Source organism: Serratia sp. ID 25-353 (assembly GCF_054792795.1).
Map to the genome: position 1 here is coordinate 2,294,825 of NZ_CM139236.1, position 11,771 is coordinate 2,306,595.

The 11,771-nt window shown below is 57.6% G+C and carries 11 protein-coding genes and 1 tRNA gene; 7 read left to right on the plus strand and 5 right to left on the minus strand.

Features of this window, described 5'->3' with window-relative positions; all coding sequences use genetic code 11:
* Nucleotides 1–174: 174 nt before the first annotated feature.
* The 4 genes from mdoC to ACYF6X_RS11080 all read left to right on the plus strand — a co-directional run bounded on the left by mdoC (nucleotide 175) and on the right by ACYF6X_RS11080 (nucleotide 4,221).
* Entirely contained in the window at nucleotides 175–1,305 is a 1,131-nt protein-coding gene (gene mdoC / locus ACYF6X_RS11065; protein ID WP_063989501.1) for a glucans biosynthesis protein MdoC, read from the plus strand.
* Nucleotides 1,306–1,609: 304 nt separating this feature from the next.
* Nucleotides 1,610–1,834, plus strand: a complete 225-nt coding sequence (locus ACYF6X_RS11070; protein WP_063989500.1) for a hypothetical protein — start codon at nucleotides 1,610–1,612, stop codon at nucleotides 1,832–1,834.
* 284 nt (nucleotides 1,835–2,118) lie between these two features.
* On the plus strand, nucleotides 2,119–3,840 hold the full coding sequence (locus ACYF6X_RS11075; protein ID WP_060387562.1) for a potassium/proton antiporter: 1,722 nt from the start codon (nucleotides 2,119–2,121) through the stop codon (nucleotides 3,838–3,840).
* 252 nt (nucleotides 3,841–4,092) lie between these two features.
* Nucleotides 4,093–4,221 carry a hypothetical protein gene (locus ACYF6X_RS11080; RefSeq protein WP_016928228.1) on the plus strand — a complete coding sequence of 43 codons (129 nt, stop codon included), beginning with the start codon at nucleotides 4,093–4,095 and terminating at the stop codon, nucleotides 4,219–4,221.
* A 61-nt stretch (nucleotides 4,222–4,282) separates the two neighbouring features.
* Here the strand turns inward: ACYF6X_RS11080 and ACYF6X_RS11085 are convergent, their stop codons facing one another.
* The 5 genes from ACYF6X_RS11085 to cho form a co-directional block, all read right to left on the minus strand.
* Nucleotides 4,283–4,414 carry a hypothetical protein gene (locus ACYF6X_RS11085; RefSeq protein WP_015377413.1) on the minus strand — a complete coding sequence of 44 codons (132 nt, stop codon included), beginning with the start codon at nucleotides 4,412–4,414 and terminating at the stop codon, nucleotides 4,283–4,285.
* A gap of 69 nt (nucleotides 4,415–4,483) precedes the next feature.
* Nucleotides 4,484–4,987, minus strand: a complete 504-nt coding sequence (locus ACYF6X_RS11090; protein ID WP_130017671.1) for a YlaC family protein — start codon at nucleotides 4,985–4,987, stop codon at nucleotides 4,484–4,486.
* A gap of 123 nt (nucleotides 4,988–5,110) precedes the next feature.
* Nucleotides 5,111–5,410 carry a sigma-S stabilization anti-adapter protein IraP gene (locus tag ACYF6X_RS11095; protein ID WP_063989499.1) on the minus strand — a complete coding sequence of 100 codons (300 nt, stop codon included), beginning with the start codon at nucleotides 5,408–5,410 and terminating at the stop codon, nucleotides 5,111–5,113.
* Nucleotides 5,411–5,595: 185 nt separating this feature from the next.
* A tRNA-OTHER gene (locus tag ACYF6X_RS11100) sits at nucleotides 5,596–5,692 on the minus strand.
* Between the two features lie 112 nt (nucleotides 5,693–5,804).
* The gene (gene cho / locus ACYF6X_RS11105) at nucleotides 5,805–6,653 is read right to left on the minus strand and encodes an excinuclease Cho (protein WP_063990325.1); all 849 of its coding nucleotides are present in this window, start codon (nucleotides 6,651–6,653) and stop codon (nucleotides 5,805–5,807) included.
* A 231-nt stretch (nucleotides 6,654–6,884) separates the two neighbouring features.
* Here cho and etsA point away from each other — a divergent pair, with 231 nt between their 5' ends.
* Genes etsA through etsC form a run of 3 tightly spaced genes read left to right on the plus strand, consistent with a single transcriptional unit; the run spans nucleotide 6,885 to nucleotide 11,380 of the window.
* Nucleotides 6,885–8,075 carry a macrolide efflux RND transporter periplasmic adaptor subunit EtsA gene (etsA, locus tag ACYF6X_RS11110; protein ID WP_458334872.1) on the plus strand — a complete coding sequence of 397 codons (1,191 nt, stop codon included), beginning with the start codon at nucleotides 6,885–6,887 and terminating at the stop codon, nucleotides 8,073–8,075.
* Nucleotides 8,072–10,009 (plus strand): MacB family efflux pump subunit, encoded by a 1,938-nt coding sequence (locus tag ACYF6X_RS11115; RefSeq protein ID WP_063989498.1) that lies wholly within the window; start codon nucleotides 8,072–8,074, stop codon nucleotides 10,007–10,009. Before etsA ends, ACYF6X_RS11115 begins: the two co-directional genes overlap by 4 nt.
* 3 nt (nucleotides 10,010–10,012) lie before the next feature.
* The gene (etsC, locus tag ACYF6X_RS11120; protein WP_130017670.1) at nucleotides 10,013–11,380 is read left to right on the plus strand and encodes a macrolide efflux RND transporter outer membrane subunit EtsC; all 1,368 of its coding nucleotides are present in this window, start codon (nucleotides 10,013–10,015) and stop codon (nucleotides 11,378–11,380) included.
* Nucleotides 11,381–11,771 lie beyond the last annotated feature (391 nt).

Genomic DNA, 11,771 nt, shown 5'->3' on the forward strand with positions numbered 1-11,771 from the left:
CATGTTTACGGCTCATTGTTTAAGCAGCTGATGGAACACCAGCGTAGCAAGCCGCGCAACAAGACGCTATGGAAAAATGCGGGGGGCTATAGTAGGGTTCCGGATAACAATTTAACGTTTGACGACTTATTAAGCGTGTTAATGAACTCTCGATTAAATCACCAGCGGTAATCTATGACTAAAGGCAGCAAACAGCGCGAGTTTTTTCTCGATTCGATCCGAGCCTATTTGATGTTGCTCGGGATTCCGTTTCACCTCTCCCTGATTTATTCCAGCCATGCCTGGGCGGTGAACAGCGCGTCGCCCTCTTTCTCGCTCACGGTGCTGAACGACTTCATTCACGCTTTCCGCATGCAGGTGTTCTTCGTGATATCCGGCTACTTCTCCTACATGCTTTACGAGCGCTACGAGCGCCACCAGTGGCTGAAGGTCAGGCTGGAGCGGGTGGCGATCCCGCTGCTGAGCTCCATCCCGCTAATCACGGTACCGCAGTTTTTCATGCTGAAATACTTCACCGATAAATTAAACGGCTGGGATGAATTTTCTCTCTATCAGAAAATAAATGTAACAGTTTGGGAATTGGTTTCTCATCTCTGGTTCTTATTGACACTGTCATTGTTAACCTGCGCCTGTTTTTATCTGTTCCGCAAAATCAAGCATCAACCCCGTGAGCCTATTCCGGCGTTAATAAACCGAATGCACGGATTAGGAAACATCTCACTGTATTTCTTTATTTATGCGGTATGCTATTCGGCCGCGCACCGCATTATTTTAATTTTCGCCCCGCAGCTATTATCCAACGGCCTGTTCAATTTCGTGGTGATGGAGACGATGTTCTACCTGCCGTTCTTCATCCTCGGCGCCTATGCGTTTAAGTACGTGTGGCTTAAGGAGATTTTTCTGCGCCGCTCACCGCTGGCGCTGCTCGGTTCGCTGCTGCTGTTTATCGCATATATGCTGAATCAAAAGCTGTTGGCGCACAGCAGCTATATGTTCGAGGTAGAAGTGGTGATCAAAACCCTAATGGGGATCCTGATGACCAACGTCGTGTTCTCTTTCGGGCATAACTTGCTGAATTATCACTCGCCGCGCATCACCTATCTGGTCAACGCCTCGCTGTTTATATATCTGGTGCACCATCCGTTGACCCTGATATATGGCGCTTTCGTGACGCCTTATATCGGCAACAACCTGTTGGGATTCTTGCTGGGCCTGCTGTTTGTGTTCTCGCTGGCCTTCGCGCTATATGAACTGCACAAGCGTATTCCGGTACTGCGCTTCCTGTTCTCCGGCAAGCCGCAATAACCTTCCGCCCCTGTAAACCCGAACGTTTGCAGGGGTTTCCCGTCATCTTGCCGTCGTGCAATAAGCCTATACTGGTGGTTTGCATGCAGAGCACACATTGCTCAGCCTGGCGTCGCCCGTTAGGGCAAAGTGATACGGCTGCATAGATAACCTAGCCGTTATAACTGCAATGCATAAGTAGAAATCCGGATCCCTGCCTTACGGTAGTGATTGGGCTCAACACCCCCGAAGGGCTGCGCGATCGTTGAATTTATTCGATGGCGTTAGCTGCATCTCCCTTCCGTCACGACAGAGAGGATTTTGAATGACCGATAAGCACACCCCGGCTCAGGAAGCCATAGCGGAAAACGCCACCCTGCTGAAGATCCTCGGCAGGTTGCTGTCCGCACTGGACGCCTCAATCAGCGGCAAAGAACGCAGCGTTTTGGTCGCTGAGCTCTCCAACTTCAATCTCGACGGCATTTCCGAAACGGAAAGCAAGTTGGCCAACGAGCTGATCAAACGGGCGCTGGAATCGCTCGACCACTAACCCTACCGCGTCTACAAACCATTAAGCCTGCCAGCGCGGGCTTAATGGTTTTTCCCTCCGCCACGATCGGAAATTGTTGCCAAAGCAGAAATACAGCAGCCTGATAATGTTGGATAAAAGGCAGGATTCTCTCTCTTCTCCTCACTTTCTTCGGTTAATCGCATCAAAGGGCAATAATTGATCGGTTGTTTTCGCAATCAGCCTTGGCGTTTTACCCACTAAACACGCTATCATCGACACACGCGCAGTGCCCCACCGATTCCCAGCCTCAGGAGAGCAATATTTTGGATGCCAGCACCATTAACAGTTTGTTCGTCATCGGTGCCGTGCTGGTGGGGGCAAGTATTCTGCTCAGCTCATTTTCTTCCCGGCTCGGCATTCCGATCCTGGTGATCTTCCTGGCGATCGGCATGTTGGCCGGCGTCGATGGCCCCGGCGGCATCGTCTTCAGCAATTATCCTGTCGCTTATCTGGTCAGCAACCTCGCGTTGGCGGTGATCCTGCTCGACGGCGGCATGCGAACCCGGGTCAGCTCATTCCGCGTCGCTCTGTGGCCGGCGCTGTCTCTTGCCACCATCGGCGTGGTGATCACCGCCGGCCTGACCGGCATGGCCGCCGCCTGGCTGTTCAACCTCGATCTGCTACAGGGGCTGCTGATCGGCGCCATCATCGGTTCCACCGACGCCGCCGCGGTCTTCTCGCTGCTGGGCGGCAAAGGGTTGAACGAACGCGTCAGCGCCACGCTGGAGATCGAATCCGGCAGCAACGATCCGATGGCGGTGTTTCTCACCATCACGCTGATTGCGATGATCGCCGCCGGAGAAACCGCGCTGAGCTGGACCTTCCCGCTGCATCTGATGCAGCAGTTCGGCATGGGTATCGTCTTCGGTCTGGGCGGCGGCTGGCTGCTGCTGACGCTGATCAACCACATCAAACTGGCGGACGGCCTCTATCCGCTGCTGGCGGTGAGCGGCGGTATTCTTATTTTCGCGCTGACCACTGCGCTGGACGGCAGCGGCATTCTGGCGGTGTACCTGTGCGGCCTGCTGCTGGGCAACCGGCCGATCCGCAACCGTCACGGCATCGTACAAACCTTCGACGGCCTGGCTTGGCTCAGCCAGATCGGCATGTTCCTGGTACTCGGCCTGCTGCTCAACCCGCACGAGCTGCTGCCGATCGCCATCCCTGCCCTGCTGCTGTCGCTGTGGATGATCCTGTTCGCCCGCCCGCTGTCAGTGTTTATCGGCCTGCTGCCGTTCCGCAGCTTTACCCTGCGCGAACGCGGCTTTATTTCCTGGGTCGGCCTGCGCGGCGCGGTGCCGGTGATCCTGGCGGTGTTCCCGATGATGGCCGGGCTGCCCAACGCCCAATTGTTCTTCAACGTGGCGTTCTTCGTGGTGCTGGTCTCCCTGCTGCTGCAAGGCACCACGCTGTCGTTTGCCGCCAAAAAAGCCAAGGTGATCGTGCCGCCGGCGCTGACGCCGATCTCCCGCGTTGGGCTGGATGTACACCCGGAGAACCAGTGGGAACAGTTCGTGTATCAGCTTTCGGCGGAAAACTGGTGCGTCGGCGCGGCGCTGCGTGAGCTGAAAATGCCCCCCAACACCCGCATCGCCGCCCTGTTCCGCGGCAAAGAGCTGCTGCACCCTAGCGGCAGCACCCGGCTGCGGGAGAACGATATTCTGTGCGTCATCGGCCATGAGCACGATCTGCCGATCCTCGGCAAGCTGTTCAGCCAGGCGCCGGCCGTGACGCTCGACGAACGCTTTTTCGGCGACTTTATCCTGCAATCCGACGCCCGTTTAAGCGACATTTCTCAGCTTTATGGCCTCAACCTTCAAGACGACGTGGACGAGCAGCAGACGCTTGGCCAGTTCGTCATTCAGCTGATCGGCGGTGAACCGGTGATCGGCGACCAGGTGGAATGGGACGGCCTGACCTGGACCATCGCCGAAATGGACGGCAACCAAGTCAGCAAGATAGGCGTGCGGATCGTAACCGACTGACGCTGCCGCACTGGCTGCGTTATCAGACGAGGGAACTTCTGGCCTTAAGAACGTTCTTAATCACTATCATGATGCATGAAGTACGGCGCCGCTGAATTATATCCATTTGATATAAAAACAATTTAGCAGTGGCGCCGTCAGGGATTAGGGATGTGAACGGCAAGACTCGATTTCTTTCGGTGATGATGCTCATGGCCCTGGGCGTAGCGGCAGCCGATCTCGGCATCGCCGGTTTGGTCCATAGACTTTTAATTGGATAATTTTAACGTGACGCAGCAGGAACAAGAAAAAGACATTCTGGGGAAAATACTGGTGACGGTGTCCGCGCTTTGCCTGATTCTGGTGGCGGCGTTCCTGATCTGGGGATTCGTGCTGGATTGATATCGCACGACACTCAGACATAAAAAAACCGCCGCGGCGGTTTTTTTTATGGGTCAGGCGATCAGATCTTGCAACCTTCGCAGTCCGCTTCGTCCTCGAGGAACTCAGGGACCTCTTTTACCTTCTGCGCCGCTTTTTCTTCGGCTTTCGCCAGTTCGGCATCGATATCAAAATCGAAAATATCATCACTCATCGCTTGGTCCTCATTCTGCTTCGTGTTCAAACGCTGAGTATAATCGACAAGCCGCCGGCCGGAAACCTTTCAGTTTGCCGCCGCCAACTGCGGTGGCTCATCCTGCGGCTTTTTTCCGTAGGCCATGTCGTACACGTCGTAGAAGTCGATTTCGCCCTTATTGCCGATGATCACGCGCATCTTCTGTTTCAACGCGGCGCCGATAGACGGCTCATCCAGCAGTTGCTGCACCGCATAAGGCGACAGCGCGCGGGTAAAGTACCACTCGCCGTTGTAGCAAACCCGCAGATCCAGCACCCCGATGTCCTCGAAGCGGTATACCGGCCGGATCTCTATCAGCAGCATGGCGAACATAAACAGTACGAAAGCGGTGAAGCCCAGGAAGGCATATATCCCCATGTACGGCACCTGGTACATCACGGCGATCACCGCGAAATAACCGGCGAACATGGCAATGCACAAATAGCGGTGAGTGCGGGCGAATTCGCTGTTGAAGCGCGGCTTGCCGTCCCGCCCTTCGCGCCGATTGATCTGTTCAATCTCTTTAACCAAGATGCTTTTAATCGCGTCCATCGTTACAACCTTATGCTGGAAACAGCATTGCCATCAAATCTCACCGCTAAAAGTAACACAAGTACAGTTTCGCCGGGTAGATCAGTTAGCCAACTTAATGGCGGCAACTGTTATAGTTCGGCTTCAACGCGGCTGGGCGGCCTTGCCTTGCGCAAACATGAACATGCGCTGGGCCACATCGTCGGCCTGTTTGATTTTCTGCTTTTGCGGTTCGTTGCTGCGATGAATGGCGCGGGCGTAAGCGATTTCGTGGGCCTGATCGATCATCGCAATGATCCGATCTCGTTCGGTCTTCTCCATATTGCCCAACATGGTGGTGATAATCGCCTGATAAGCATTGGACGCGGCGCTCAGCGCTTTCTCTCTCGCCTCGAGGGCGGCGACGCGTTGCAAGAGTTCCTGCAGTTGCTCGGAGTGAGACATATCGACCTCCTGTTGCCGGGCAGCAAGCCTGCCTGATTACAGTTTAGCAAAGGATCGAAAGAGAAAGAGGAAGGAAAGCCAGCGGTTACGGTAAAGCACACCCGAAAATCCCAACGAGGAGCCGATAGTGCAAATCAACCCGGGTGCGCTTTACGGTAAGCGCGGTGAGATGAAGGGAAGAAAGCTGGCGCGCTATGCAGGACTCGAACCCGCGTCTATCAATTTTCAAGCCAAAACAAGCCATTATAAAACCAATCACTCTGCCAACTGAGTTAATAGCGCGTTCCTTCGCTTCGGGGCGCCATTATCCATAACAACATTATGGACTCAAGCTTTTTTAGCATAATACCCTGAATTTACAGATAAGTCTTAGGTTATCGATAGCGTTATGGCATTACGGCAGCTCAATAATCCGGTAATCGCCGGCGATGAGCGGCTTGCACAAAATCTTGTAGCCATCGCTGTCAAAGTGGCTGGCCGCACTCTGCAGCCGCTGCGCCTGCGCCAGGGTGCTGACCGAACCCAGATAAAACCAATTGTGAATCACATGGTACTGGCGCAGCGTTTCGCCCTGCTCTTCCAACGCCACGCGCCCGGCGAACGGCCAACAGGCGATGCGCAGCTGTTCAAGCGCCGCGCCGAGCCGCCGCGCATGTTCCTGCGCCGACTCCACGCCGCAGCAGGCACCGGCGCACTTGCGCAGGCTGTAGCGGAAGCAGGCTCGCCCGGCGGGCAGCTTGTCGATCCCCAGCTTGCCGTAACATAAACGATGCTCGTCGGCGATGGCGCGCAGTTTTTCCAGCGCGGCATGGCGATTGGCAAACAGCCCGTAAAGATGAGGCGTGACGGCGAAATCGATCTCTTTGGCATGGGCAATCGTCACCCTGTCCGCCTGCAGACGCAGTGCGCACAGCTGTTTCGAGCGCCGCAGGCGTTTGTTAAACAGTGGCTGTTGTTGCTTGATCAATTGCGCCTCAAGCAGCAGTGCCCCCAACTCGCCGGCGGTCTCGATAAAACTGATGCGCCGGGTTTGCCGCAGCATTTTTGCCTCATCCTGCGCGCGAAAATGCGCCATCACCCGGCTGCGTACGTTGACGCTTTTACCGATGTAAAGCGGCAGGCTGTCGCTCTCGCCGTGGAACAGATAGACGCCAGGCCCCTTGGGCAATGGCGCCAGGCAAGCGCGCAGGTGATCCGGGTAGTGGTAAATGTCGAGTTCCGGCTCGAGGCGGTTTGGCATCATGGCGGCGGCGTTATCCTGCGGATGAATGAATACTGGTTTTTTAGCCAGTATAACGCGCCGCGCAGCCGGTTGCACACTCGAAGGATAATAACTCGCCGTGATCTTTAGCGGGAAAGCCTTTACTATCCCCTTTCCAGCGGGAAAGCGCCTCACGTTTAGCGCCAGTTCAAGCTGGCGCTGCCATGATGGCAGACTGCAACCGCCGCTTTTATCGTTATGGAAAACCTGGGCATGCCATCACTGAAACTCACACCCCGTCATCTGGCGTTGATCGCCGTCATCGTTTTCATCGCCGTCGCCATCGCGCTGGCCCTCTATTGGCAACGCCCGCCGCAGCAGGATTACGTTACCGCGCCGGCCCGTCTGGGCGATATCGAGAACGCCGTGCTGGCCACCGGGCGGCTGGATGCCGTCGAACGCGTTAACGTCGGCGCGCGGGTCTCCGGTGAAGTCAAATCGCTGAAGGTCAAACTGGGCGATCGCGTCACCAAAGGGCAGCCGATCGCCGACATCGACGATCTGCAACAGCGCAACGATCTGCGCAACGCCGAAGCGGCGCTGAACGTCATCAAAGCCGAACTGCAGGCCAAACAGGCACAGCTTAAGCAGGCCGAGTCGCGTTTCAAACGCCAGCGGCGCATGCTGAACGACGAAGCCAGCTCGCGTGAAGACTTCGAAACCGCCGAAGCCACGCTCGCCACCACCCGCGCCGAGCTGCTTTCGCTCAATGCGCGCCTGGTGCAGGCGCAGATTGAAGTCGACAAGAAAAAGATCGATCTGGGGTATACCCGCGTGGTCGCGCCGATGGACGGCATCGTCATCGCCGTGGTCACGCAGCAGGGGCAAACGGTCAACTCAACCCAAAGTGCGCCGACCATCGTCAAGCTGGCGCGTCTGGATATGATGACCATCAAGGCGCAGATCTCCGAAGCCGACATCACCCGCATTTCGCCGGGGCAAAAGGCTTACTTCACCATTTTCTCCGATCCGGATAAACGCTACGACGCCACATTGCGCACCATCGAACTGGCGCCGGAATCGGTGATGAAGGACGACTCGCTCGCCGGCACCAGCTCCGCGTCCGGCTCCGGCACCTCGAACGCGTCGGTCTATTACAACGCGCTGCTGGACGTGCCCAACCCGGAAAACCGCCTGCGCATCGCCATGACCGCGCAGGTTTCCTTGCTGCTCGGCGAAGCGAAGAATGCCCTGCTGGTGCCTATCCAGGCCGTGCATAAAACCGAAGGAAAAGGGCAACAGGTGCAGGTACTGACCCAGGATCAGCGGCTGGAAACGCGCGACGTGACCACCGGTATCACCAACAACGTCGACATTCAGATCCTCAGCGGCCTGAAAGCCGGTGAAACCGTGGTGCTGTCGCAGCCTGCCGCCAAGTCGGCTGAGGATGGCATCTTCCTGTGAACGCGATCATCGAGCTAAAAGGCATCAGCCGGACCTACACCAACGGCGGTCAGGCGCTGACGGTGTTGAAAGACATCGATTTGACCATCGCCGCCGGTGAGCTGGTGGCGATCATCGGCGCCTCCGGCTCCGGCAAATCGACGCTGATGAACATCATGGGCTGTCTCGACGTACCGGATCGCGGCGACTACTACATCAGCGGCCAGAACGCCGCCCACCTGTCGCCGGACGAACTGGCCCGCCTGCGCCGCGAGCACATCGGTTTTATCTTCCAGCGTTATCACCTGATGCCCGACCTCAGCGCGCTGGGCAACGTCGAAATTCCGGCCATCTACGCCAACGCCCGGCGCGATCAGCGGCGGCAGCGGGCGGCGCAACTGCTGGCGCGGTTGGGCCTGGAGGGACGCGAAGACCACAAGCCCGGCCAGCTTTCCGGCGGCCAGCAGCAGCGCGTCAGCATCGCGCGCTCACTGATCAACGGCGGCGAAATTATCCTGGCGGACGAACCGACCGGCGCGCTGGACACCCAATCCGGCCAGGAGGTGCTGGCGATCCTGAGCGAACTGAATCAGCGCGGCCACACCGTGGTGATCGTCACCCATGATATGAACGTGGCGCAACATGCGCAGCGCGTCATCGAGCTGCGGGACGGCGAGATCATCGCTGACAGCGGCCGCCAATCGGCGCCCGTCGCAGCGCTGCCGCCGCCGAACCGCAGCCGGCAAAGCGGCTGGCAAAGCCTGATCGACCGCACCCGCGAGTCGCTGCACATGGCGCTGAAGGCGATGAACGCCCACCGCCTGCGCACCGCGTTGACCATGACCGGCATCATCTTCGGCATCGCCGCCGTGGTCACGGTGGTGGCGCTGGGCGAAGGCGCCAAACAGCGCACGCTGGAAAACCTCAAAGATCTCGGCACTAACGTGGTAAGCATCTATCCGGGCCGCGATTTCTTCGACGACGCCATCGACAGCATCCGCACCCTGGTACCGGCCGATGCCGACGCGCTGGCGCAGCAAAGCTTCGTCGACAGCGTCAGCCCGGAAGTAGACGCTTCCGACAGCATCCGTTTTCGCAGCAAATCTGCCACCGCCTCGATCACCGGCGTCGGGCGCGACTATTTCCGCGTTAACGGCGTCGAGCTGTTACAAGGCGTGACTTTCCGCGACGATCGTAATGCGCTGCAGGAAGTGATCATCGACGACAATGCACGCCAGGCGCTGTTCGGCGATTTCGGCGTCGAGCCGCTCGGCCAGATCGTGTTTCTCGGCTCGGTGCCGGCCCGGGTGATCGGTGTGGCTAAAAGCAATCGCAACTACGCGCCCAATCGCATCACTGTATGGATGCCCTACAGCACGGTGATGTATCGCATGGTAGGCAAACCGACGCTCAGCGGCATCACCGTTCGGCTAAAGGACAATGTCGCCAGCGAATCGGCCGTCACCGCTATCACACAGCTGTTGACCCAACGCCACGGCGTAAAAGATTTCCGTTTGTACAACTTCGATAAAATCCGAAAGTCCATCGAACGCACGTCAATGACTTTTAGCCTGCTGATCCTGATGGTGGCATCCATCGCGCTGGTGATCGGCAGCCTGGGCGTGATGAACATCATGCTGGTCTCGGTTACCGAACGCACCCACGAAATCGGCGTGCGCATGGCGGTCGGCGCGCGGCGCGGTGACATCATGCAACAGTTCATGATCGAGGCGGTGCTGGTTTGTCTGATCGGCGGCGCATTGGGCATCGCGCTGTCGTTCGCCGCCGGGTCGCTGTTCACCTCGCTGGCGGGCGGCATGTTCACCGCCATCTATTCCTGGCAAGCCGCCGCGACGGCGTTTTTCTGTTCAACCTTAATCGGCATGATCTTCGGTTATCTCCCCGCCCGCAAAGCGGCAAGGATGGATCCGGTCGTTTCATTGGCCAGCGAGTAACCCATGAAAATTTTCTCTCCCCTGGCATTAAGCCTCGCCGCCCTGCTCACAGCCGGCTGCGGCAACGCCCTGAAAAGCGACTACCGGGCGCCACAGGTCAACTATCCGACGAGTTGGCAGCACGCCGCCGAAAACGCCACGCCGACGCCGTTCGACTGGCGCGATTTCCACGATCCCGAGCTCGACCGCTGGCTGCAACAGGTGATGGCCAGCAACAACGATCTGGCCGTCGCCGTGTTGCGCGTCTACCGCGCGCGCCTCGAGGCGGAACGCGTCGGCATCAGCACCGCGCCCGACGTCAACGCCTCGTTGAACAGCAACATCAATCGCCCGCTGTCGGAGTCCTCCGCCTGGAATAAAACCAGCGGCGCAACGCTCTCTACGAGCTATGAAGTCGATCTGTGGGGCAAATTGGCGCGCCAGCGCGACGCCGCCGAGTGGGCCAGCCAGGCTTCCGAGCAGGATCTGCAGACGGCGCACCTGACGTTGCTGGCCAACGCCGCCACGAATTACTGGCGCATCGGCTTCCTCAATCAGCAGATCGGTGTCAGCCAAGCGAGCATCGACTATGCCAAAGAGACGCTGCGGCTGGCCAACGCCCGCTATCGGGCCGGCAGCATCTCGGCGCTGGACGTGGTGAACGCGGAACAGAACGTGCTGACGCAGGAAAGCCGGCTGCTGACGTTGCAACACGAGCGTCAACAGGCGTTGAACGAACAGGCGGTGCTGTTGGGCGCGCCTTCAGGCCAGGCCACCATCACGCCCGCACGTTTGCCGACGACGGCAATGCCGCAGATCAGCACCGGCATTCCCGCCAGCGTCTTGAGCCGTCGCCCGGATCTCAGCGCCAAAGAGCTGCGGTTGCGCGCCGCGCTGGCCAACGTCGACGAAAAACGTCTGCAATACTACCCCGCATTCAGTCTGACCGGCTCGCTGGGCGCCAGCAGCAGCGCGCTGCTGGAGTTTCTGCGCAACCCGACCGGCAGCCTCGGTGCCGGGCTGACGCTGCCGTTCCTGCAATGGCGGCAAATGGGCGTGGATATCAAGATCGCCCGTAATGACTACGAACAGCAAGTGCTGGAATTCAGGCAGGCACTGTACAAGGCGATGGGCGATGTGAATAACGCCCTGTCGCTGCGTGCGCAGCTGCTGGCGCAAGAGACGCAGCTGCAGGCCTCGCTGGCGCTGGCGCGCAAGTCGGAACGGCTGAACGAGGTGCGTTATCGGCAGGGCGCCGTCACCATTACCGACTGGCTAAATGCTCAGGAGCAGCGCCGTCAGGCGGAGTTGGCGGTGGACGAAAACCGCTTCGCGCAGTACCAGAACCTGGCGAAACTCTATCTGGAATTCGGCGGTTCGCCGGTACCCTAAACCAAAAGGCCTGGCCATTAGGTCAGGCGTCTTTTTGGTGGCGAATACATCAATTTTCCCTGTTTTATCTCCCGCACTCTCTATACTTGAAACATCATCAATGAGACGAAAAATCGTCAAATTGCGCATTTATTAGACCATTATCGCACCAAATCGGTGCAAACACTTAAGTTAAACTGCTGGATTTGATCGGCGCAAGATATAACGTTAAGCTATAGATGCAAAATAATTAGTCACCTAAATGACATAACCTTGGCATAAAAGACGATATTTTGTGATCCACATCCCAACTTAAATGTGGATAATGAATCGTCTTGAACCGCGATTCGATTAGCCGATTTGATAACTCGAAAACAACAGTGAACGGAGATTACGCTTTCACGAACAACGA